The sequence below is a fragment of the Hymenobacter lucidus genome (assembly GCF_020447265.1).
Lineage (GTDB): Bacteria > Bacteroidota > Bacteroidia > Cytophagales > Hymenobacteraceae > Hymenobacter > Hymenobacter lucidus.
Genome location: NZ_JAJADR010000002.1, coordinates 973,061 through 997,468, shown reverse-complemented (window position 1 = coordinate 997,468; position 24,408 = coordinate 973,061). Strand labels below are relative to the sequence as shown.

Below are 24,408 nucleotides of genomic sequence, written 5' to 3'. Positions count from 1 at the left end.
GCAGACGGCACCGCCGTCCACAAAATCCGACTTGTCCGAAAAATCCGATACATCCGTGGTTCAGAGCCTAGCTTTGGTCGCCTTTGAGCTTGTCTTCGCCGCCGTAAGGAGCGCCAGCCGTAATGTCGCCGCGCAGGCCACCCTGCGAAACGCCGGGGCCGCTGTTGGGCTGCTGAGAGGTAGTAGTGTTGTCATCGAGCTCCACTTCGGGGCCCGAGGCCGCATCGGCGCCGCCCACCTGGGAGGACGTGGCAGGCTGGCCGTTGCCGGTAATAATCGTCGGTTGCTCGCCTACGGGACCCGCCAACGCGTTTACTTTCTCTACGTATTGGCGCTTGGCATCGTCCTCACTAACGCCCTTAAACTTGCTCCAGGAGTCCCATTGGGCCTGCGACATGCCGGGCGTGCCGCTGGGGTTGTCGGGGGAGTCGTCGCCGACGGTTTCTCCTTTCGTATCATGGTCGCCTTCGGTGGCCTGCTTGTATAAGCCGTAGAGTTCGGTCATGTGGGCGGCGGCTTTGTCGCCCGGCAGGCTGTCTACGCGCGATACAGCGGCTTCAAATTGCTGCTGTAAATCCATTTGCTGCTGAAGGTCCATAAGGTCAGAAATAGCTAAAGAGTGGAAAAGTAACAGGGTTTACTACCATGGCACGGCTTTGGTTGCGAGGCCGCGCTGCTACTTTTTCGGAAAGTAAGTCCTCAGAGTTCGTACTTTTGCCCGCCAATTATGTGTGGAATCACCGGAGTATTCGCTTTTACCGACGCAGGACGCCGTTCGCTGTCCGCGTTGCATGCCTCAACCGACGCTATTGTTAGCCGTGGGCCTGACTCTCAGGGGCATTTTGTGTTCGACCGCTGCGGCCTGGGTTTCCGCCGGCTGGCGATTCTCGACCTGACGGCTGACGGCAACCAGCCGATGTCCGACGCGTCGGGACGCTACACGATTGTCTTCAATGGGGAGATTTTCAACTTCCGTGAGCTGCGCCAGAAGCTGATCAAGAAGGGCTACCAGTTCCATTCCCAAACCGATACCGAGGTGATTCTGAACCTCTATATCTCGGAAGGGCGTGGTTTTCTGAAGAAGCTGAACGGCTTCTTCGGCCTGGCTATCTACGATAAGGAGGAAGATTCGCTGTTCATTGCCCGCGACCGGATGGGGGAGAAGCCCCTGCTCGTGTACCGCGACGAGGACAAGATGTTCTTTGCGTCCGAAATGAAGTCGTTGCTGGCCCTGGGCGTACCGCGCAAGCTCGATTACGTGGCCCTGAGCCACTATCTGCAGCTCAACTACATTCCCGGCCCGGCCACCATCTTCAAGGGCGTGAAGAAGCTGCTGCCCGGCCACTACCTGTTTATTAAGGGCGGGAAAGTGGTGAAGAAGCGCTGGTACAAGATTCCCTACGACCCCAAGAAAGTCGCCAAAAATAAAACCAGCTACGAGCAGCAGCAGAAAAAGCTGGTCGAGCTGCTCGACGATGCCACCGCCCGCCGCCTCGTGGCCGACGTGCCCGTGGGCGCTTTCCTGAGCGGCGGCATCGACTCCTCGGTTATCGTGGCCCTGGCCTCGCGCCACACCCAGCACCTGAACACGTTCAGCATCGGGTACCGCGACGAGCCGTTTTTCGACGAAACCAAGTACGCCAAGCTGGTAGCGGAGCGCTACAAAACCAACCACACGGTTTTCTCGCTCACCAACCAGGACCTCTACGACCACATCTTCGACGTCCTCGACTACATCGACGAGCCCTTTGCAGACTCGTCGGCGCTGGCCGTGTACATTCTCAGCAAGCGCACCCGCGAAAAGGCTACTGTGGCCCTGTCGGGTGATGGTGCCGATGAAATGTTTGCCGGCTACAACAAGCATATGGGCGAGTTTCAGGTGCGGCAGGGCGGCTTCAAGGCCGAAGCCGTAACGGGCCTGAACCTGCTCTGGGATGTGCTGCCCAAGTCGCGCAACTCCTTCTTTGGCAACCGCATCCGGCAGTTTCAGCGCTTCTCGCGCGGCATGCTCAGCGGCCCCAAAGACCGGTACTGGGACTGGGCCACCTTCGTCAATGAAAAGGACGCCCGCAATATTCTGAGTGCCGATTCGCGCCGCAAAGTGGGCAAGAAGCTGGCTGAGAAGCGCCGCAAGGATGTTCTGCAGCACCTGCATGCCGATGGCGACCTGAACGAGGTGCTGCTCACGGATATGAACCTGGTGCTGCCCTACGACATGCTGGCCAAGGTAGACCTGATGAGCATGGCTAACTCCTTGGAGGTGCGCCCGCCGTTTCTGGACCCCAACGTGGTGAACTTCGCCTTCTCTATCCCGGTCGAAAGCAAAATCGACGCGAAGATGAAGAAGAAGATCGTGCAGGATGCCTTCCGGCCGCTGCTGCCCGAGGAGCTCTACAAGCGCCCCAAGCACGGGTTTGAGGTGCCACTGCTCAAGTGGTTCCGCAACGAGCTGCGCCCCCTGATTGAGGACGACCTGCTGTCCGACGGCTTCATCGAGGCCCAGGGCATCTTCAGCGTCGACGGTATCCGGGCCCTGAAAACCCAGCTGTTCTCCCGCAGCCCCGGCGACGTACACGCCCGCATCTGGGCCCTTATCGTGTTCCAGCACTGGTGGAAACGGCACATGATGTAAGCCGCAGCCGCTTCGTTACGGCCGTTTTCTACACCCTGTTTGCTTCGTTTTAATGATTTCAGCGCCTACTTCTCCGTCTTCAGGTATTCAGTTTCCTCCTCGTACGCTTTCCATCGTTATTCCGGCGTACAACGAAGGATCCACGATTCACCTGATTCTGGACAAGCTCAAGGCGGTGCAGCTGCTCGGCGGCATGCAGAAGGAAGTCATTATCGTCAATGACTACTCACGCGACAACACCGAGGAAGCCATTGAGCGGTATATAGCGGCCAACCCCGATTTGCCCATCCGCTACCTCAAGCATGCCGTCAACCAAGGCAAGGGTGCGGCGCTGCACACCGGCATCCGCGAAGCCACCGGCGACTACGTCATCATCCAGGATGCTGACCTAGAATACGACCCGGAAGAATTCAACGTGCTGCTGAATCCGGTGCTGCGCGGCTTTGCTGATGTCGTGTACGGCTCCCGCTTTATGGGCGGCAACCCGCACCGCATCCTGTTCTTCTGGCACAGCATCGGCAACTACTGGCTGACAATGCTGTCGAATATGTGCACCAATCTGAATTTGACCGATATGGAAACGTGCTACAAGCTGTTTCGCCGCGACATTATTCAGGGCCTGCGGCTGGAGGAAAACCGCTTCGGCTTCGAGCCCGAGGTAACGGCCAAAGTAGCGCGGGTACCCAACGTCCGGATTTACGAGGTAGGCATCAGCTACTACGGCCGAACCTACGCGGAAGGAAAAAAAATCGGGTGGCGCGACGGGTTCCGGGCCATCTATTGCATTCTTAAGTATGGCCTGCTGGCTACTCAATAGCCTGCCTGATTGGAAGCTGTACCCCTGGTCGTACTTTTGTCCTACGATTCAGCTTTTTACGCTTAACATCTTTTGCCCATCACAGACCGTCGTTCGCCACGCGGTTGGGGCTTAAACTCAATAAATATCTCTCCCAAACACTCCCCTAATATGAAAATTGCAGTAGTAGGTACCGGCTACGTAGGCTTGGTTACTGGCACATGCTTCGCCGAGGTAGGGATTGATGTCACCTGTATTGACATCGACCAGAAGAAAATTGACAACCTCCACAAGGGTATTCTGCCAATTTACGAGCCCGGCCTGGAAGAAATGGTGAGCCGGAACGTAGAAAAAGGTCGCCTGCACTTCTCGACCAACCTGGCGGAGGGTATCAAAGATGCCGATGTAGCTTTCATCGCAGTGGGTACGCCTCCCGGCGAAGATGGCTCGGCCGATTTGAAGTACGTGCTAGCCGTGGCCCGGGGCATCGGTGAAAACATGAACAACTACGGCGTTATCGTCACCAAAAGCACGGTGCCCGTTGGCACTGCCGCCAAAGTACGCGCCGAAATCGAGCAGGCCCTAGCTAAGCGCGGCGCTGATATTACGTTCGATGTAGCATCCAACCCTGAATTCCTGAAGGAAGGGGCTGCCATCGACGACTTCCTGAAGCCCGACCGTATTGTGGTGGGTGTGGCTTCTGAGCGTGCCGAGGAGGTAATGACCAAACTCTACAAACCCTTCCTGCTCAACGGCCACCCGATTATCTTCATGGATATTCCATCGGCCGAAATGACGAAATATGCTGCCAACTCAATGCTGGCGACCAAGATTTCGTTTATGAATGACATTGCCAACCTGTGCGAAATCATGGGTGCTGATGTGAACATGGTCCGCAAAGGCATCGGCTCCGACGCCCGTATCGGTACCAAATTCATCTACCCTGGCATTGGCTACGGCGGCTCCTGCTTTCCCAAAGACGTAAAAGCTCTCATCAAAACGGCGGCCGAAAACGGCTACGAGATGCAGGTGCTGAAAGCGGTGGAAAGCGTAAACGATGCTCAGAAGGAGGTGCTGTTCGATAAAGTGAAAAAGCACTTTGGTGGCGACCTGAAAGGCAAGAAAATGGCCGTTTGGGGTCTGTCGTTCAAGCCCAAAACCGACGATATGCGCGAAGCGCCCTCGCTGGTTATTATCGAGAAGCTGCTGGCCGAAGGCTGCACCGTAACGGCCTACGACCCAGTGGCCGTGGCCGAGGCCAAGCACTCGCTCGGCGACCGTATCACTTACGCTAAAGATGAGTTTGAAGCTCTCATTGATGCTGATGCTTTGCTGGTTGTGACGGAGTGGCCCGAGTTTCGCTCGCCTAACTTCGAGGTAGTAGCCCGCTTGATGAAGCAAAAGGCTATCTTCGATGGTCGTAATATTTACGACGCCAAGGAGCTGCACGAAGCCGGCTTTACCTACCACTGCATCGGTATTCGTACCGACCACAAAGAGCCGGTTAGCTAGTTGTCCGTTAGCAGTTGTTAGTTGTCAGGAGTTCTGATGACTAACAACTGACAACAATCAACTGACAACCACCAACCTAGAATCAACTACAATGTCTGATAAAAAACGTGTTCTGATTACCGGCGGTGCCGGCTTCCTTGGGTCTCACCTTTGTGACCGGTTTTTGAAGGAAGGTTACCATGTCATTGCCATGGATAACCTTATTACGGGGGATCTGGCGAACATTGAGCACTTATTCGGCCGTGAAGACTTCGAGTTTCACCATGCTGACGTGTCGAAGTTCGTATTCGTGCCCGGCAAGCTGGACTACATTCTGCACTTCGCTTCACCTGCTTCGCCTATTGACTACCTGAAGATTCCAATTCAGACACTGAAAGTAGGCTCACTCGGTACGCACAACTTGTTGGGCCTGGCCCGCGTGAAAGGTGCCCGCATGCTGATTGCCAGCACCTCGGAAGTGTATGGCGACCCGGAAATTCATCCGCAGGTAGAAGAGTATTTTGGTAACGTAAATCCCGTTGGCCCCCGCGGCTGCTACGACGAGGCCAAGCGCTTCCAGGAGGCCATTACGATGGCCTACCACAACCACCACGGTTTGGAGACCCGCATCGTCCGGATCTTCAACACCTATGGGCCCCGCATGCGCCTCAACGATGGCCGTGTATTGCCAGCATTCCTGAGCCAGGCCCTGCGCGGCGAAAACCTGACCGTATTCGGCGACGGTTCCCAAACCCGCTCGTTCTGCTATGTAGACGATTTGGTGGAGGGCATCTACCGCTTGCTGTTGAGCGACTACGCGCTGCCAGTAAACGTGGGCAATCCGGACGAAATTACCATCAAAGAGTTCGGAGAAGAAATTGCCAACCTGATGGGCGTTGAGTTTAAGCCAACCTACCAGGAACTGCCCCAGAACGACCCTATGAAGCGTAAGCCAGACATTACCAAGGCTCGCGAAATTCTGGGTTGGGAGCCCAAAGTAGGTCGTGCCGAAGGATTACGCCGCACTCTGGAATACTTCAAGGAACATGTCCAAGGGGTAACTTCCGGCCAAGTAGACAACACTCCACGTACGTTCTAAGTAGCTAGCGAGTATGCAGAAGCCACATCTCATTGAATTTCCAAAGTTGGGTGCTCCTGATATTGGCTACATTTCTGTTGAGGAAGTACAAGGGCTTGTTCCGTTCCCGATAGAGCGTATTTTCTGGACGTATTTTACACCGGAAAGTATCGTCCGTGGCCGTCATGCACACCATGCAACAGAACAAATTCTAATTGCTGTGGCTGGCCGCATTATTGTTACTACCGAAATGCCCGACGGTGAATTGATGACTTTTGTGCTGGAGTCGCCTCATGTAGGACTATATGTTCCTCCAAACGCTTGGCATACTATGCAATATTCGCATACTGCCGTACAGCTGGTGTTTGCGTCTACCCGCTACAACGAGGAGGATTACATCCGGAAGCGGGAAAACTTCCTGCAAGTATGGGGCAGCAAGTAAACTCGGAGCTGGTAGCGGCAAGGGCAGATAAGCTGTTTTTTTACTCTCCCTACAATTTTCTGCGCTATCTGGATGTCGGAAGGCAGCAGGAGCTATTTGGTACTGGTTTGGCTCAGCAGTACACTGCTGAGCCAAACCACCAAGTATTCGAGTTTCAAAGTGGAAATGATGTTGTACAATTTTTGTACACCTTTCTTCCTTGGGATACTGCCTTTTTTGAGGCTAAGGTGTATAAGGTGTTCACCATCTTGTTTACTGATCAAACACCTGCTTCAGTACTGGAGGCTGCAAGTATTGCTTTCCGAGCGGAATTAGCCCATCAGCAAGTGCAATATTGTTTTGTGGAATTGCCGGTTGAGGATACACGTGTTGCGCAGGCATTGGGTAGCGTTGGATGGCGACTGGTTGAAACCAGATTAAATTTCTACCATGATGCTGTAGATAAATTTGAGCAACACCGTTATCCTGTGCGCTTGGCTAACATTACGGAAGCCGAGCATATTGGTGCTATTTCGAGTGCTGCTCGTAATGACTACGACCGATTTCATGCTGATTCCTGGTTTGGGCATGAAAAAGCAGATGCCTTTCTACGTCGTTATGCAACAGCAGCCGTGCAAGGCTATTGTGATGCAGTTTTAGTTCCTGCTGAGCCAGAATTGCCGGTCGATTCCTTCCTGGCAATTACTGATTCTCCTGTCTATGCATTTAACTCAGCGTTTCGTTCTTCACGTATTACCCTAACTGCAGTAGGTCCATCTAACCGCGGATGGCATATAAAGCTAGTAGCTGAAACTATACAGCGCGCTCGTACTATGGAAGCCAACTGTGTGTTAATGACTACTCAGGCAACAAACCGGGCGGTATTTCGCACGTGTGAAAAACTTGGTTTTAAATTAGGAAGCACTAACTGCATACTAGCGTATGCTTTTTAGTAGACAATAATTTGCTTGCTAATAAGATAAAATATCTCATTGCCAAGTGCTTGCAACCTGTATGGCAAAGCGGGCTGCTGCTGTGTATTCTGCCTTTTGTTTTATTATGCTATTATACCCATCCAAGTATACATGATGATTACTTGGATGCCAATTCAATTTTAAAAGCAGGTAGAATTGCCTATATTAAAAATAATTACAATAACTGGACAGGACGATACACTGAGCTGTTGCTAAAATCTGCTCTTAGCCCGCTTACATACAATGACTCAATAGTAAGGGAAAAGATTTTTACGTTAACAACATTAGTAGCGCTGTTCGGCGCTTTGTTGTTTTTGTGCAAGGCCATATTTTATAAGTATAAATATTTTCAGATAAGTGTTTTGCTGTTTGTGATGCTGCTAAGCGGCTTTACTAACATTAGTTCCTTTCTTTATTGGTCTGGAGGTTACACTGCTTATACATATGGAGTTATATTTAGTATCTTGTTTTTGGCGTTGCTATATAGGTTGAGATCTAAATTCACCTATGTGATTTTAGCCTTGTGTTGTTTGTTGGTGTTTTCAGCGGTCGGGTCATATGAGGTAGTAATGATGATGATCATATGGATTACACTTTCTAATTTGATATATGCTAAATTAATCAATAGTGGTTTTGCCGATGCTTGCGTATTATTTGCTGTTAGCCTGTCAAGTGCTGCAGTTTCAGTACTGGCACCAGGAAACATAGCTCGAGCGGCTGCTTCCCATTCCTCTGACCCGGCTATATCAGTTAGCAGTTTGTTGCTGTCGATATTCAAAAGCCTCTTCTTTGCTGCGGGCGCGATGACAGGTTGGCTAGATAATTTGCTATTGATGATTGGGACTTTGTTATTTTTACAGCTAATACACAAGAAAGAGATAAATATAATGTCTCCTCTTACAGTATCACCTGTACTATTGGCCCTTTGGCTTTTCGTGGGTATTAGTATTAGTATTCTGCCATCGATAATAGTCTACCAAGCAGTGTGGGAACATACTTGGCAATCAATTTATGTATTTTTCTTATTGGGTTGGTTAGTAGTAGCCAGTGCATTTGCTTCTTATTTAGAAAAATATTACGGTATTAACAAATTGATTATGCATGTTCATTTTGTTGCTGTATGCAGGGGATTGTTTTTGTTTATAATATTTATCAGCTCAAGTAGTAATATTAATATCGCATACTTGGACTTACTCAAAGCGCCTGAGTATCAACGTCGATTATTGCGGCGAGATGCTAATATTAAGCAAGCAGCTAGCCGAAATAAAAAGGCACTGTTGCAACCTTTGTTTCTTCCGGAAGAGCGGTATATGCTTCCTCAAACTTTGTACACAATAGAATATGGCGAATCGGATGCACAAGCTTTTGCCAATTATCATGGAGTTGATAGCATCGATATAAATCGCTGCTATTTACTTAAATAATGCCTATGCCTGAATTGCTTTCTCTTTTGTAAATTGTAAGGCAGTATTGCATGTCATTTACGCATGATCAGCTCACTCAGCGCTTTACGATGGCAGTTGTAGCTGATTACGTATCCTGACTCTTCACACTGTTCACATTGTGCTAAGTAGCTTTGCTGACTGTAGCTTCTGCTGTAGTACCTTAGCCACTCTTACTAATTTGATACCAGACCATGCCCAAGCTTTCGGTCATTATTCCCTGCTATTACAACGAGCAGAACATCCCGGTCACACTACAGGAATTGATCAGTAATGAAGCGCAGTTTCCAGCTGAGGTAACATTTGAATATGTGTTTGTAGACGATGGATCTGGCGACAACACCCTACAAGCGCTGCGAACTGCGCAGCAGCGCTATCCAGACCGGATTCGAGTAATACAGCTTGCTGGTAATGTAGGGTCATACAATGCTATAGTAGCTGGTATCACCTACGCAACAGGTGATTGTATGTCTGTGATTACAGCTGATATGCAAGACCCGCCGGAACTGATGGTGCAAATGTACTCGCACTGGAAACAGGGGTTTAAGCTTGTGATTGGAAACCGTCAGGATAGAGAGGAAACTGGTTTTTCCAAGTGGTTTGCCCAAACATTTCACTGGTTGATGAAAAAGTTGGCCTTGCCCAACATACCAGATGGTGGATTTGATTTTGTGTTTTTTGACCGGCAAGTAGCTGATGAGGTCATTAAAATGCATGAGCGTAATAGCAATGTATTCTACCTGATGGTATGGCTCGGCTTTGCTTACGTCAACATTCCTTATGTACGCCGTAAGCGGGAAATTGGGAAGTCACGGTGGACAGTTTCCAAGAAGATCAAGTTGCTGATCGACTCATTGCTGTCTTTTTCGTTCTTTCCCATCCGTGCCATTTCCGTTGTTGGACTTTTGCTCGGCCTGGTGGCTCTTGTCTACGGTCTTTATATAATTGGCCTGAAACTGTTGGATGCCCAGGGCCCTCCCGGTTGGACAACACTAATGGTAGTTGTTCTTTTCGTATCTGCTTTTCAGATGATTGCCTTGGGTGTCATTGGTGAATATGTATGGCGCTCAATGGATGCTGCGCGCAAACGTCCATTGTATGTAGTACAAGAGGTATATGCTACGAAGCCAGCATCAGATATATAAGTTACAATCTTTGCCTGCAGGCTTATAACTAGCAGAACAGCCGTGCTACGACATCATATGATCTTTTCCCAACCTTAAGCAACCACTGGCTTCATTAAGACCTGGATGAGCATCATACATCTTTATTCGTAATATGTAGATATTATAATATTATTGGTAAAATATAGATGGCATAATGTTAGCCTGGTTTTAATCGTGAACCGTGTTTCGTCAGCAGATACTTAGGTAAGCAAAGTGTTGATTTATAGTATAGTTACATCTGTGCTGAGAATCTTCTAATAACTAAAAATAGTTTATCTGATTTCCTGAGTTGTAACTCAGAACTACTATTAATGCCTTAAATTTGCAGCTACGTATTGTCAATTGATGTTTAGTGCGGTTTCAAGAAACAGGCGTACATTAATAGTCACTCATTTGAAGGATTTTAATTTGAGATAAACATTTACATGTCAGTACCACAAGTTGTCGTCCCAGGGGCCCCTATATCATCTGGCCCTGTTGTGGCTACGAAGGCTCAATACTTTTCTGTTTTGACAGGCGTGCGAGCCATTGCGGCCTATATGGTGTTTCTATCGCATGATAATCCATTCGATAGTGAAGGTCCCAGGAGTTTGATACAAAATGGCCTTTTTAGCTTTTTTGCGGTACTCTCTATCGGTGTCTCCGTATTTTTCGTGCTTAGTGGCTTTCTTATAACCATTCGTTATGAGCGCAATTTGCAGCTAAGCTGGCAATGGGCTCGCCGCTATTTACAAAATAGGGTAGCTCGTATCTACCCAATGTATTTCCTTGTAACGATATTCACACTTATCGGCACTATTCTTAATGCTGGTTACGACCCTTCGCGCCTTTGGAAGTTTTACAATCTGAAGGATAAGATTTGGGTTGTCTTTCTCAACCTGACTTTCCTGCGCGGCTTTTTCGACCGGTATCGATTTACGATGGCAGGGCAGGGGTGGTCGCTAACTGTGGAAGAGTGCTTTTACCTGAGTGCCCCGCTACTGTTGCTTGGTATTCGTCGGCAGTGGTGGCGCATACTGATCTACCCGCTGGCGCTGCTCGGTATCGGCCTGCTATTGACAATGGTCGGTACCCAGTTTCACGATCAGCTCTTCGGCTTCTTCGGTTCCATCAAATTCATGCTCGACTGGACGTTCTTCGGCCGCTGTCTGGAGTTCTTTGCCGGTATGGCTCTCGCATTGTATATGCGTAAAAGTACTGTCAAAGCCGGCAGCGGGTTGATAATTACCTGCCTTGGTATTATCTGGATGGCAGTTTGTGCTGGCTTGATGGCTTACCTAGAACGTGATACGCAAGTTGGGGCGATGAACATGTCCAATTATTATTCGTTTCTTGTTAGAAATGCAATTCTTCCCATCGGCATAGTGCTGCTTTTTTGGGGTTTGTTATTCGAACAAACTTGGCTGAAACGTCTGCTCGAGACTAAGATATTTGATTTATTAGGCAAGAGCTCCTATTCTTTTTACCTCATTCATGTTGGTGTATTAGATTTTTTTCTAAACGATTTCGTGACGAAAAATATATTAGGCAAGTTTATTATAATAAACTTTGTGGCAATTGCCTTGTATAAGTTTGTAGAGCATCCAATGCATCGAATTCTCGCCAGTAAAAAATAAAAACAATGTGTTAAACATTGATGTTTTAATATAATTATTGGAATAAATATTTTTGATAGGGCATCTGGTGTGCATTGTCTTACGACGATGTAGACCAGATGCTTTTAATTTATGTTATATCTTGTAAACTATCCTGTGCGACTAGTGTGTATGGGAGCTGTAACGATTTTGTGTAAAATGATGCGTATCAGGCATTTGCTGCAAATTATGTTGAATGTTAACGTGATGTGATGATAAGGAAGAACAATCAAGCAATAGCGGGAGCTTACTATCCTGCCCTTACAGGTATCAGAGCAATAGCCGCTTATCTGGTTTTTTTTGTTCACTATAATCCGTTTGATTCCTTATCGAATAGGAATTCTTTCTATAGATTTTTACATGACGTGTGTAGCCATTTTCACATCGGCGTGTCTATCTTCTTCGTTTTAAGTGGATTTTTGATAACGGTGCGGTATCAAAATGGGGTTGAGTTGAGTAAGGCATGGATAAAAAAGTATTTGCGAAACCGTGTAGCGCGCATCTACCCCATGTACTTCTTAATTACAGTATTAACTGTAGTTGCTAGTCAACTCACTATTGCTTATGACCCATCAGGGCTTTGGAAGTTTTACAATCTGAAGGATAAGATTTGGGTTGCCTTTCTCAACCTAACTTTCCTGCGCGGCTTTTTCGACCGGTATCATCTCTCTATAGTCGGACAGGGGTGGACTTTAACAGTGGAAGAGTGCTTTTACTTAAGTGCCCCGCTACTGTTACTTGGTATTCGTCGGCAGTGGTGGCGAGTCCTAGTCTACCCGTTAGCACTGCTCGGAATTGGCTTGGTGTTGGCAACAATTGGCACCCGGTTTCACAATCAGTTTTTCGGCTTCTTCGGCTCCGTCAAATTCATGCTGAATTGGACGTTCTTTGGCCGCTGCCTGGAGTTCTTCGCTGGTATGACTCTCGCATTACTCATCAGTTATAGAAAAGCAGAAGCACAATCCTCTCGGGGGTTCGTTACTGCTGTTGGATTTGCTTGCGTTTTGTTAGTATTATATGCGTTAGTGGTAATAGAGCGTAATGTGCCACGGGATTTAATGGGAACAGATTTGTTCAGTGTAAGTGCGATAATAGTAAGGAATGCTGTCCTACCCGTTGGTATAGCTACGCTGTTTTGGGGACTTCTTTATGAACAAACATGGTTTAAAAAAATACTCGAAACGAAATTGTTGGATCTTTTGGGTAGAAGTTCGTATGCATTCTATTTATTACACGGGGGTATACTAAATGTCTTTATGAATCAATTTCTTTATAACAATATTTTTTTGAAATTTTTGACTACTATTATTGTTTCTGTAGCGGCTTATCTGTGGGTGGAACATCCCATTCATAAATTGTTAACATCAAATAGCCGGCAAAAAGGCTCAATGAAAGATTGAGGCCACATCCTTGTAAGTAAGAACGGTTCCCGATAAAGTAGTATAAAGCGTTGTCGGAGTCAATCGGTTCTTGCAATACCATAGGCAAATCAAACCATCCTTCGCAGTTACGCTAGTATGGAAGGAAGCCGTATCTTTGCTAGTCAAAGCAAATCATGTGTTTGTAGCAGCTAGCTGCGGCAAAGATTTTCTGAGCCTTACCATTCTCATTTATGAACGCCCAACCTGTCATTCACGCAGCAATAGCCTTTGATGAAGGCTACATCACACCTGTCTACGTATTGCTGACTTCTATTTTCGTAAATAACAAGGACTGTCAGGTTCAGGTCCATGCTATTGCAACAGATGTGTCGGATACAGAAAAGGCCAAAATTGTAGCTTATGTTCGCCAGCAGGGCGGCAACATGCATTTCTATGAGTTGAGTCCTGAAGTTACTGAAGGCTTTCCAGTACCCGACGAGCAGGAGGCATACATTACATTAGCAACCTATTATCGTCTTTTCTTTCCGCGTCTGATACCACAAGAAATAGAGCGTTTACTCTATTTAGATGTAGATATGCTTATTGTTGGTAATTTACTGGGACTATATCAAACTGACCTTGGTGAGTATACGGTTGGTGCTATTATGGAAGCAGAAATGCCTTTGCGGCCTGAGATTGGTATGAACCGTCTGGAAGATTATTTCAATGCCGGTGTTCTGCTGATGGATATGTACAAGTGGCGTGAGCAACACATTACCGATCAAGCTCTGAGAATAATTGCCACTCAACCAGAAAAGCTGCAATATCATGATCAAGATGCCTTGAATATGGTGTTTAAAGGCAAATGGTATCGATTGGATAGCCGCTATAATCTAATGAAGGCTTATATTCCATATGATTTGCCAAAGCGGGACTATGAGAAATTCTTGCAAGACAAGGTAATTATTCATTATAATGGCCGTAATAAACCGTGGCATCGTGCTTGCGAAAATAAATTTCGCTTTCTATATCCGCAATACTTGCATCAGTCACCTCGTGCGCATTTGGGGCGCTATATGAAGAAAACTATTACCCGTAAAGGGCTAGCACAGTTGTTTTATAACCGAATTCTGGAAACGTATTTTGACTATCCAGAAGTGGGTAATGTGTGGCGCCGCCTGAAGGGAGTTATAGGCAAATGAAAATTATATATACAGAGTGTGAAAATGAATTGCATTCTATTTAAAGATGCTTTTTGAAATAAGTGTTTGTAAAACAAGAGTCTGCTAACTTCAAGCAGACTCTTGTTTTCTCCATAGACGGCCTTGAATGTCCGACGTAGGCCACAATTTGGTACAATGGGGTCAGCCGATCAATAGTGAAATAGCAAGTTGCCGTCGGTACACTGAGCCATTCGCTGGGGCACTTGCTATGCCTAGCAAGCTCTAAACCTGATTGACTGGAGTAGGAGGTGACAGTGGGTTAAATACTGAATAGCTCAGCAGCTAGGCCGACGTATGTTGTAGGAGAGTGTCGGCGCATGTAGCTGATCAACAGAGTATAGGGCTGCAGCTTTTGACGTTGGGACAAATCGTGTGTTGCTGCTCCACTGCGGGGCTGTTGAGCGCAGTTCAAACTTGGGACTTCTGCAACTTAAGAAGGTTTAGCCTTAAGTATCTGGCATGCCATTGCTCAGCTTCAGGTAGATTTTTGCTCTCTAGGAGCACCGGTCTCAATATCCTTAGGCCTGTTCGTCCCAAGCTAAAGCCACGCACTTAGATATGAATCTGCTCTATCTGAATAATCATTGATTCATGCTTTTATTGTCAAAATAATATATTTGATGTATTTTTGGACGACAAAAAGCTTTTTGTGTGGTTTGCTGTTTTCAAGCTTCTTTAAAATAAAATGAGAGAAATAAAAGAACTAACCGGTCTGAGGTTTATTGCAGCTTTGTATGTTTTCTTATTTCACTTACAACTTCGTGGTATACTGCCCGATTTTGGCTGGCGTTTAAATAATATTATCGGCCAGGGCGCTCTAGGAGTAAATATATTCTTTGTTTTGTCAGGCCTAGTTCTCACCTACAGCCATATGGGTGAGCACCGTGGGCCAACTCTCTTTATTCCATTCATTCTCAAGCGTATTATTCGCGTGGGTCCGGTCTACTTAGCAGGACTGTTAGCTGCAATAGTGGTTGTGGTATTAATGCACGAAATTCCGGCTAATTTACCTTGGTTAGTATTTCTTAACCTCACGTTTCTGAATGCTTGGATACCACCAGTTGCGATGGAGTGGTATAGTAGTGGATCATGGTCTATATCTGCCGAAATGTTTTTTTATTCTTTGTTTCCGGTATTGCTGCCCGTAGCATTGAAGTTGAAGCAGCGTACTATAGTAATGTTATTGCTGCTTGTTATTGTATTAGCTGCCTTGCCTGGTTTATTCGCCGCTTTCAATTCGGAAATGAAGCTTTTTAACTGGGTCTATCCCTTCCCCCCAGCACGCTTACCCGAATTTGTTTGTGGAGTACTTTTAGCAGTGCTGATATTCCGTTTCGACTGGCAAGTGCCGAAATGGGCGCCAATAATTAGTATTGGCATACTGTTCGTCTATTTGTCTTACTTTGGCCCTTCTTTGGAAGGTTATGTTGGCCACAATTGGTTGTTACTGCCAGTCTTAATAGTACTGATTATTGGTATCTGCCGGAACCCAGGCTTACCGCTAAACTTGCTAAGCTCTCCAGTATTAGCTTATCTGGGAAAAGTAAGCTACGGCTTTTACATCTGGCAAATTGTAATTATGCTCGTTCTTGAAGGTAAAGTTCTAAAAGGTGTACTTGCACCACATAGTATTAAATCAAGCTTATTGGTTCTGGCTGTTAATCTTATCTTAGCCATTTTATCTTACCATCTATTGGAAAGCCGAGCGCACCGTTGGTTATCCAATAAAATGGCTGCCAGAAAAATGCGCTTGGCTTACAGCCAGCCTTCTGCTTAAGTGTTCAAGTTAAACTTGTTGCTGCTGCTCTGGTATTCACTCTAATTCCGCAGCTTGATCGGAAGTGGGGCAGGAGGTTTTGAACACAGGTAGGTAAGCTGTTGAATGATAGTCTAGTACTTCGTGGGTGGCCTTGGCAGCTAGGCATAACAAGCGAGCTGAAAATCTCAACTTATACCATCAGTATAGAACATTCCCTACTTTTGCCATTCTGTAACTCTGCTCATTAGTTTCGTATGAAAGTTCCTTTTCTTTCTTTTTCGCCTCAGCATCAGCCCATTCGCGAAGAAATTATGACGGCTTTAGGCCGCGTGTATGATTCGCAATGGTATGTGCTTGGCCAGCATGTGCTGGATTTTGAGCAAGCCTATAGCACGTTCTCCGGTGCACGTTATGCAGTTGGGGTGGCCAATGGGCTCGATGCATTGCACTTATCGCTGCTGGCCCTGGGTATCGGTGCGGGAGATGAGGTAATCGTACCCTCAAATACATACATAGCTACTTGGCTGGCTATATCCTACGTAGGCGCTACGCCGGTGCCAGTAGAGCCCGATCCAGCGACATATAATATTGATCCGCGTCGAATTGAAGCGGCTATTACAGCTCGTACCCGCGCCATCATGCCAGTTCACCTCTACGGGCAGGCCTGTGAAATGACGGCTATTATGCAAATTGCCCGGCAGCACAACTTGCTTGTGATTGAAGATAATGCGCAGGCGCAGGGAGCTTCAGCTGATGGCAACCTGACGGGAAGCATGGGGCATGCCAACGGGACAAGCTTTTATCCGGGGAAGAATTTGGGTGCTCTGGGTGATGCTGGAGCTGTAACAACCAATGATGAGGCAGTTGCCGAAAAGATCCGAACACTGCGTAACTACGGCTCGCAGCGCAAGTATTACAACGAAGTAATCGGTTACAATTCTCGCCTAGATGAACTGCAGGCGGCAGCATTGTCGGTAAAACTGCACTATCTGCCCGAGTGGACACTTCAACGTCAACAGGTTGCCCGGTGGTACGATGAGCAATTAGCCGGAATCGGAGATTTACAGCTACCTACTACGGCTGAAGGTAGCACCCATGTCTACCATTTGTATGTAGTGCGCACTGCTCAGCGAGACGCACTCCAGCAATATCTTACGGCAGCAGAAATCGGGACACTTATTCACTACCCGGTGCCGCCACACCGCCAGGAAGCTTATGCGCATCTAGCTATAGCCGAAGGACAATATCCTATTGCGGAGGAATTGGCTCGTACAAGCTTGAGCTTACCCATGTGGCCTGGTATGACCATTGAGCATGTCGCAGCGGTTGCTACGGCAATCCGGAGTTTCTACGCTGGCGCATAAGCCTAAAGAATCCTACAGTTTGCCGAGTCAGACGACAGTTTACGGCGCCCTTCACTCGCAAGGCGTTGGCTGACTCGGCAAACTGTAGTTCATAAAAAGGCAGGTAGCAAAGTTCATATTCTTTGTTAGTATAGCTATTTACCTTCGGCACTCAATAAATACTTCCTTAATGACGCAACCCCACATTCTCTCATTGCCCGACATTGGATCGGAAGATATTGGGCGGTTAGTAGTAGCTGAAGGTGCAAATTTGCCTTTTGCGATAAAGCGAGCATACTGGACTTTTGACGTTCCTTCCGACAAAATTCGCGGGCATCATGCGCACTATGAGTTGCAACAACTCATTATTGCACTGCATGGCACCCTTGAAATGACAGTAGAAACGCCCGATAGAGTCAGGCATACTTTCCTGCTCGATCATCCAAGCAAAGTTTTATACATTCCTCGGATGTGCTGGCGGGAAATAAAATTTGGACATGGTGCAGTATTGTTATGCTTGGCATCAATGGAATATGAAGAAGCTGATTACATCCGCAGCTATTATGAGTATGTAAAGCTGGTTGAAAATACCACTGTCTAGTATACAGTAACCCACATTTATCACTCACAATGCCTGAAATGAACACCGCAGACTATTATGTACATCCTTCATCGTTAGTTGAGACTACCGATATCGGGGCTGGCACTACCGTGTGGGCATTTGTGCACTTATTACCAGGAGTGCAGGTAGGAAAAAACTGTAATATCTGTGACCATTGTTTTGCCGAAGCAGGAGTAGTGCTAGGTGACAATGTGACCCTGAAGTGCGGCATTTATCTTTGGCGTGGCACCACCTTGGAAGATGATGTATTTGTAGGGCCTAATGTGGTATTTACTAATGATTTGCACCCGCGAAGTAAAAATAAGGATTTTACTTTGCTGCCTATTGTAGTACGCAAGGGCGCTTCTCTCGGGGCCAATAGTACGCTATTGGCTGGCACTACGGTAGGCCGCTACGCGCTGGTGGGCAGTGGCGCCGTCGTTACCCACGATGTACCGGATTATGCACTGGTGTATGGCAATCCAGCCCGGCAGCGAGGGTGGGTAGATGAGACCGGGGAGAAGCTGCTGGCTGCTGAGCCTGGCCTTTGGCGTTCTGCTGATGGCCAACGCATCTATCGTGAAACGAGCACCGGCCTAACGCTTGACGCCTGATACCTGACTAGTGGAAGTTGAATGGTCGATAGTATCTGAGTGGGATAATACGAAAAGATAGTGTCTAGCATCGTCCAATTCCGTTGGTTGGAATAGGATGCTAGTTCCTTATGGCAGTTCGTTACCAAAGCCGGAAATTTTTCACACAGTACAGATTCATGGAAAAAATGCCTTTGGTTACGGTTGGTGTCGCTTCTTACGGGAATGAAGCATACTTACGCGAGACTTTGGAAAGCATACGTCTGCAGACTTACCCAAATGTCGAGCTGATAATTGTGGATGATGCCTCTCCCGATCAGTCGGTAGCGGTAGCGGAGGCATGGCTGGCAGAGCATCCAGAGGTAAATGGCAAACTTATTCGCCACACTACTAATCTTGGGGTGTGCCGGGTATGTAATGATATTGTAACTCAGGCGCAGGGAGAATTTGTTTGCATCATTGGTTCTGATGATGTGTACCTGCCCGATAAGTTGGCTACTCAAGTGCCGTTGCTGCTTAATGCACCCCCAGAAGTAGGCGTTATTACCAGTGCAATTGAGTTCATGGATGCAGCTGGTAATACCATTCCCCAGCCAAACGACTTTGCTATTCCTCACCCGGAGGATATTTTCCTGACGTTGCTCAAATCCTGTGTAGTAGCTGCCATGAGTGTACTCATGCGGCGCTCCTGTTTTGATAAGGTGGGTTTGTATGATGAAAGCCTGCCTTTTGAAGACTGGGATATGTGGCTGCGACTATCGAGAGAATATAAATTTGTGTACTCGCCTAAAGTAAGTGCCCGGTATCGCAGACATGGTAATGCCGTTTTCGATACGCGTAAGCGTCAGATGGAAGAAGGCTCCCTGATGCTGCTGAACAAGCACCGTGGAGCTAGCCCTGAAGCCGATGTCATTATCAAAGCTCAGACACGATTGCGCTCAGAGTTGCTTTATCAGATAGGCAGCCCGAAGGCAGCGCATTGGTTGAAGGTGCGTTGGGAAGATAGCCGGGACGTAGTGAGCCGGGTATTGTACATACTAGCTAAGCTGGGCGTACCAGGGCAAAAAGTAGTACGTATGCAACGCCTACTGGGCCGCTAGACCAATCAGGGCAGGGAACCTTATGCTTGCCAGCTACCGTCAGCGCACTAATGTTGACAGTAGCTGGCAAAGTCATGCAAATAGAGGTAGCAACTAGGCTTAACACTAAGCTGAGCCCGTTGTAAGCAAGACCCTGTAACCATCCGACGGCCACCAGCGTAATGACCCGCGCGGTTTTGCGCGGTGCTGGCCAAAAACTGCCCCATATTATGCTCCTGCATAAGGCCTAAAAAGGCCTAATTAAGCCTGTCTACTGTGGTAGCCTACCAGTGCAGCAGTGAGGTCCTGAGTAGTTAGTTGGGATATCTCAGGCATTTATCCCGTACCTTTGCAGCTTGAAGTGTTAGATCGGACAGCTGTAGATGTGCTGGGATTCAGCGCATAACCTTCTCTGTATCTAGGTTCCTAAGTAAAAAAATGTTGAAAAATAACATTCTGACAGAAGCAGTCAATAGCATCATGCGTTATCTGTCGCCGGCCGAGAAGAAACGGGCGATAATGATGTTTCTGCTGCAACTATTCACTTCCTTTCTGGATGTATTTGGCCTGGCATCGCTAATTCCTGTAGTGACGCTGGCTTCGCACCCAGGATCTGTTATGGACCAAAAGTGGTCTGCGTACCTGTATAAGTCAACTGGCTTTCAGACCGAAGCAGGATTCTTTATTTTTGTTGTTGTTGTTATTTTTATATTCTTTTTAATTAAAAATATCTTTATCAGCTGGATTAATTATAAGCAGGTCAAATTTACCGCTGAAATTGCCTTGAAAATAATTGATAGTCAGTATATTAAATATATTGGTCTGCCTTTTTGGAAATTTCAGGAAATAGGCACTTTTGAAGTTGTCAACGAAGTGCTGACTGTACCTAACTCTTACTTGAATGGTATTGTTCGGCAAGTATTTGTACTGCTTTCTGAAATTGTAATAGTGCTAATAGTGGTGTTAGGTATTTTGGTGTATCAGCCCACTTTGTTTGTGATTCTGGCTTTTACGCTTGTTCCGGCTACTGTTATTACCTACAAATTGCTGCGGAACCGGTCCCAAGAGTTGGGCAACCAGCGCGACTTACAGGCGCCCAAAGCATACGGTATTGTGAGCGATACTTTTGCTGGATATGTTGAATTAAAGCTTGCCAACAAACTGCAGCTGTTCCGCCAGCGCATAAATGAGAATCAAGCGTTAATGCAAGGTCTGGATGCCAAAGCATACGTATATGGATTGTTGCCAGTGCGTATTATTGAAATGGTTTCTATCCTGGCTGTCAGCACCATCATCATTTACTCCCTGCTTTTCTCAGGCGACTCCACCAATCTAATTACGATTGTAGGGTTGTTTGCGGCGGCAGCCTACAAGCTGATGCCATCTGTCAACCGTATCTTGGCCAGCATGGTTATGATGAAGCAGCACTTCTACACGCTGGAGGCGCTGGATGCTTATGAGGAACCACAATGGCAGGAGCATTTAGTTGAGCAGCAGTCGGCGGTTAAGTTTCAGGATAAGGTTGAGTTTGATAATATCTCTTTCGCCTTCCCAGGTAGTGAAACACCGGTTTTGCGAGGAGTAAGTTTCTCTGTTAAGAAGGGCGAGAAAATTGGGTTTATCGGTAGCTCTGGCTCTGGCAAGACAACTTTGATGAACTTGCTGTTGCGCTTCTACACCCAGCAGAATGGTGAAATCCGGGTTGATGGTGTGCCATTGCGCTTAGACAATACGGAAGCTTGGCACCGGCTGGTAGGCTACGTAAAGCAGGATACTTTTCTGATGCAGGCTTCGCTGCGCGATAATATTACGCTTGGTGAAACCAACCCTGACCCCCAGCGCCTGCAGTATGCCTTGGAACAGGCATCCTTGGCCGAATTCGTAGCCTCCCTGCCCCAAGGCCTGGATACTGTTTCGGGTGAGCGTGGTGCCCGCTTATCTGGTGGACAGCGCCAGCGGATTGGCATTGCCCGCGCTATGTACAAGCAGACGCAAATCCTGGTGATGGACGAGGCGACCAGTGCCCTCGATACCCAGACCGAGAAAGAAGTGAGTGAAGCTATTAACAAGCTTTCTGCCACTGATATCACCATCCTTATCATTGCACACCGCATTACCACCTTGCGCCAGTGCGACAGAATCTATGAGCTGAAGGACGGAAAAATCATTGCCGTTCATACCTACGACGAATTGATTGAGCGACATGTTTAATCGAACTACGCTGTTTGCATAGCATTATGCATAGCAGTCTAGATCAGAAATAAAACATATTCAGCGCTTGACAAACGAATAGAGCAGCAATAATGAGGATACTGATTTCCACGTGGTCATTGCAGGTAGGTGGGGGAGAGGTGCTGGCCATGAACCTAGCCGCCGAGCTGTGCCGTCGCGGCCACGATGTATTTGTGTTCAACCAGCGGGCCGAGCTGATTGATCCGGCGCTGGTAGCCCGCCTATTGCCGCCGCAGGTGAAGGTGCTGTCAATGGCCGATAACCCACGCAGTACGTTCTGGTCCTATAAGGTAAACGCGCTACAACAGCGGCTGGGGCGGCCGGCCACCTTCTATAAGCAGCGGCAGCAAGCCTACTTGGCCGATTGCCTGCAGCGCTACCGCATCGAGCTGGTGAATAGCCACGCTACCGTCTCGGACGAAATATGTGCGCCTCTTACCCAGCGTCTGGGCATTCCGTTTGTGATTACCGAGCACGGCGAGTACAACAAGTTTCTGCTGGAAGGTCGCCGCGACTTTGCGCCGGTCTTGCGCACGGCCGAGCGGATTCTGGCTGTGTCGCGCTACTGCCAGCACAACCTGGAGCAGGCCCTACCCGATCTGCCACTAGTGCAGACGGTGTATAACGGCGTAGTAACCAAAGTTTACGATGCTGCTGAAACGCGCCGTACCCTGCATATACCGGCTGAAGCCTTTGTATTTGGTATGGTAGCTCGCGGCATTGAGGATAAAGGCTGGAAATACGCTATTCAAGCTTTTCAGCAGGTGAAAGCCGCTGGGCTAGGCCGGCCATTGCGGCTAGTACTGGTGGGCGGCAGCTCTTATCTGCAAAGCCTGCAGGCTGAATTCGGGTCTGACACTGATATCATCTTCACCGGCCAGGTGCCCAACCCGGACTTTTTCGTGGCGGGCTTTGACGTGGGACTGCTGCCAACGTATTTCCGCGCCGAGGCGCTGCCGCTAGCCATTATCGAATATATGGTAACTGGCAAGCCTACTATTGCAACCCGCGTAGGCGGTATTCCTGAGCTGATTGAGCCCACTACTGGCCCAACGGGGCAGCTGGTAGACATTGAGCCGGCCACCTACACCCCCAATTTGGCGATGCTCACGGCCGCCATGCGGCGGTATTGCACCGAACCGGCCCTGTATGCGGCCCACGTACAAAACTGCCAACGGGCCAGCACCGAGTTTACGATGGAAAACTGCGCGGCCCAGTACGAGCATGCCTTCGAACAGGCGGTAACGACCAAGTCAATGCCGGGCCGATGAGAATCCTGTATACTACCCTAAATCTAGAGAAAGCCGGCTCACACGTGGTGGCCCTCACGCTGGCGTCGGGTATTACGAAGCGGCACGAGGCGTACTATTTCAACCAGGGTGAGCAGCTGGTTGACCGGGGCATGGTGGAAAGTTACCTCAGCCCGGCGGTAAAGCTCATCGATATGACCTCGTACCCGCGCCTGAACGCGGTGCTATGGAAAGTGAATGCCCTGGTGCAGCGCCTGACGGGCTACACCGGATTTCACGAGGCCTGCAAAACGCTCATGTTCCTGTATACCATCGTGCGCCACCGCATTGATCTGGTACATGGCCACGAAATTCTGGTGGAAAACTCCCGGCTGGCCAAAGTAACACGCTTTCTGTCGGTGCCGGTGGTAATTACTGACCACAACGGCTACACGATGCTGCTCAAAGTGGGTGACACGTCGTTTATGCCCGCTGCCAATAAGGCTCGTGCCATTGTTGCGGTTTCGCAGTACACGGCTGATATCCTGCTGCAAAAAAACGGGAGCGAGGCCAATGAGAAAATGCGGGCTATTGGAGAGAAAATCATTGCCTCCGACCACAAAACGGAATACGAAAACCTCAAACAGAAGAAATCCATAGCGCAAGCCGACGCCCGAATTACGGTGCCGGTTACTACTATTTACAACGGCGTGGTGCGTTACGCGCAGCCACTGCCCACTCCCGAGCAGATCCGGCAGGAGCTGGGCATTGCGCCCGGCACGTTCGTGTTTGGCATGATAGCCCGCGGCACGGAGCAAAAAGGCTGGCGCTATGCCCTAGCCGCCTACCAGCAGTTGCGCGCTCTGCACCCCGAGCGCCAGCTGGCGTGGCTGTGTATGGGCGAGGGGCCGTGCTTGCGTGAAATCCGGGCAGAACTGGGCGAGACGCAGCCCGACATTATCTTCCTGGGCAGCGTCGATAATCCGCATTACTATATGTCGGCCTGCCACGCAGGATTGGTGCCGTCGAGCTTTTCTGAAGGGCTGCCCCTGAGTATTGTCGAATTCTACGAGCACAAAGTGCCGGTTATTGCCAGTGACCTGTGCGGCATTCCCGAAGTAATCGTGCCGGCCAACCTGGAACCAGGCGGCTTCCTGATTGCAATGGAAGACAACGGCGCTATTCCGCGCGTGGATAGCCTGCTGGCCAGTATGGAACGCTACGTAACCGATGCCGCGCTATTGGAGCGGCATGGGCAGGCCGCGCTGCGCATTCGCGAGCAGTTTGATATGGAGCCGTTTATCGACGCCCACGACCGGCTATACGTACAAGTTGTAGCCTCTTCAACGTAAGT

At 48.4% G+C, this 24,408-nt stretch carries 20 protein-coding genes; 19 read left to right on the top strand and 1 reads right to left on the bottom strand.

The features are described 5' to 3' along the window. Positions 1 to 67: 67 nt before the first annotated feature. Positions 68 to 598 carry an acyl-CoA-binding protein gene (locus LGH74_RS11070; protein WP_226175639.1) on the bottom strand — a complete coding sequence of 177 codons (531 nt, stop codon included), beginning with the start codon at positions 596 to 598 and terminating at the stop codon, positions 68 to 70. 129 nt (positions 599 to 727) lie between these two features. Between LGH74_RS11070 and asnB the strand changes: the two genes are divergently transcribed. The 19 genes from asnB (at position 728) to LGH74_RS10975 (ending at position 24,406) form a co-directional block, all read left to right on the top strand. Then, the gene (gene asnB, locus LGH74_RS11065; RefSeq protein WP_226175638.1) at positions 728 to 2,632 is read left to right on the top strand and encodes an asparagine synthase (glutamine-hydrolyzing); all 1,905 of its coding nucleotides are present in this window, start codon (positions 728 to 730) and stop codon (positions 2,630 to 2,632) included. Positions 2,633 to 2,684: 52 nt separating this feature from the next. Continuing rightward, entirely contained in the window at positions 2,685 to 3,449 is a 765-nt protein-coding gene (locus tag LGH74_RS11060) for a glycosyltransferase family 2 protein (protein ID WP_226175636.1), read from the top strand. A gap of 150 nt (positions 3,450 to 3,599) precedes the next feature. After that, positions 3,600 to 4,940 carry a UDP-glucose dehydrogenase family protein gene (locus tag LGH74_RS11055; protein WP_226175634.1) on the top strand — a complete coding sequence of 447 codons (1,341 nt, stop codon included), beginning with the start codon at positions 3,600 to 3,602 and terminating at the stop codon, positions 4,938 to 4,940. Positions 4,941 to 5,031: 91 nt separating this feature from the next. Next, complete coding sequence (locus LGH74_RS11050; RefSeq protein WP_226175632.1) at positions 5,032 to 6,018, top strand: UDP-glucuronic acid decarboxylase family protein; 987 nt, start codon at positions 5,032 to 5,034, stop codon at positions 6,016 to 6,018. Between the two features lie 13 nt (positions 6,019 to 6,031). Continuing rightward, positions 6,032 to 6,439: a sugar 3,4-ketoisomerase gene (locus tag LGH74_RS11045; protein ID WP_226175631.1), complete on the top strand. Its 408-nt coding sequence runs from the start codon at positions 6,032 to 6,034 to the stop codon at positions 6,437 to 6,439. Further along, entirely contained in the window at positions 6,424 to 7,371 is a 948-nt protein-coding gene (locus LGH74_RS11040; RefSeq protein ID WP_226175630.1) for a hypothetical protein, read from the top strand. Before LGH74_RS11045 ends, LGH74_RS11040 begins: the two co-directional genes overlap by 16 nt. Positions 7,372 to 7,382: 11 nt before the next feature. Further along, positions 7,383 to 8,816 (top strand): hypothetical protein, encoded by a 1,434-nt coding sequence (locus LGH74_RS11035; protein ID WP_226175629.1) that lies wholly within the window; start codon positions 7,383 to 7,385, stop codon positions 8,814 to 8,816. A 212-nt stretch (positions 8,817 to 9,028) separates the two neighbouring features. Further along, positions 9,029 to 9,979 carry a glycosyltransferase family 2 protein gene (locus tag LGH74_RS11030; RefSeq protein ID WP_226175628.1) on the top strand — a complete coding sequence of 317 codons (951 nt, stop codon included), beginning with the start codon at positions 9,029 to 9,031 and terminating at the stop codon, positions 9,977 to 9,979. 500 nt (positions 9,980 to 10,479) lie between these two features. Beyond that, positions 10,480 to 11,616, top strand: coding sequence for an acyltransferase family protein (locus LGH74_RS11025; RefSeq protein WP_226175627.1), 1,137 nt, complete (start codon positions 10,480 to 10,482; stop codon positions 11,614 to 11,616). Positions 11,617 to 11,846: 230 nt separating this feature from the next. After that, positions 11,847 to 13,034 carry an acyltransferase family protein gene (locus LGH74_RS11020; RefSeq protein ID WP_226175626.1) on the top strand — a complete coding sequence of 396 codons (1,188 nt, stop codon included), beginning with the start codon at positions 11,847 to 11,849 and terminating at the stop codon, positions 13,032 to 13,034. A gap of 212 nt (positions 13,035 to 13,246) precedes the next feature. Further along, positions 13,247 to 14,197, top strand: coding sequence for a glycosyltransferase family 8 protein (locus tag LGH74_RS11015; protein WP_226175625.1), 951 nt, complete (start codon positions 13,247 to 13,249; stop codon positions 14,195 to 14,197). A gap of 706 nt (positions 14,198 to 14,903) precedes the next feature. Further along, complete coding sequence (locus tag LGH74_RS11010) at positions 14,904 to 15,995, top strand: acyltransferase family protein (RefSeq protein ID WP_226175624.1); 1,092 nt, start codon at positions 14,904 to 14,906, stop codon at positions 15,993 to 15,995. A gap of 236 nt (positions 15,996 to 16,231) precedes the next feature. Next, positions 16,232 to 17,341 carry a DegT/DnrJ/EryC1/StrS family aminotransferase gene (locus LGH74_RS11005; RefSeq protein ID WP_226175623.1) on the top strand — a complete coding sequence of 370 codons (1,110 nt, stop codon included), beginning with the start codon at positions 16,232 to 16,234 and terminating at the stop codon, positions 17,339 to 17,341. 169 nt (positions 17,342 to 17,510) lie between these two features. Continuing rightward, a complete protein-coding gene (locus LGH74_RS11000; protein ID WP_226175622.1) occupies positions 17,511 to 17,921 on the top strand; it encodes a sugar 3,4-ketoisomerase in 411 nt (136 codons plus the stop codon). A 29-nt stretch (positions 17,922 to 17,950) separates the two neighbouring features. Beyond that, a complete protein-coding gene (locus LGH74_RS10995; RefSeq protein WP_226175621.1) occupies positions 17,951 to 18,535 on the top strand; it encodes an acyltransferase in 585 nt (194 codons plus the stop codon). A gap of 110 nt (positions 18,536 to 18,645) precedes the next feature. Further along, the gene (locus LGH74_RS10990; RefSeq protein WP_226175620.1) at positions 18,646 to 19,614 is read left to right on the top strand and encodes a glycosyltransferase; all 969 of its coding nucleotides are present in this window, start codon (positions 18,646 to 18,648) and stop codon (positions 19,612 to 19,614) included. 417 nt (positions 19,615 to 20,031) lie between these two features. Further along, positions 20,032 to 21,804: an ABC transporter ATP-binding protein gene (locus LGH74_RS10985; RefSeq protein ID WP_226175619.1), complete on the top strand. Its 1,773-nt coding sequence runs from the start codon at positions 20,032 to 20,034 to the stop codon at positions 21,802 to 21,804. Positions 21,805 to 21,896: 92 nt separating this feature from the next. Further along, positions 21,897 to 23,096: a glycosyltransferase family 4 protein gene (locus tag LGH74_RS10980; protein ID WP_226175618.1), complete on the top strand. Its 1,200-nt coding sequence runs from the start codon at positions 21,897 to 21,899 to the stop codon at positions 23,094 to 23,096. Beyond that, positions 23,093 to 24,406, top strand: coding sequence for a glycosyltransferase (locus LGH74_RS10975; RefSeq protein WP_226175616.1), 1,314 nt, complete (start codon positions 23,093 to 23,095; stop codon positions 24,404 to 24,406). The genes LGH74_RS10980 and LGH74_RS10975 overlap by 4 nt, the downstream gene beginning before the upstream one ends. Positions 24,407 to 24,408: the final 2 nt, after the last annotated feature.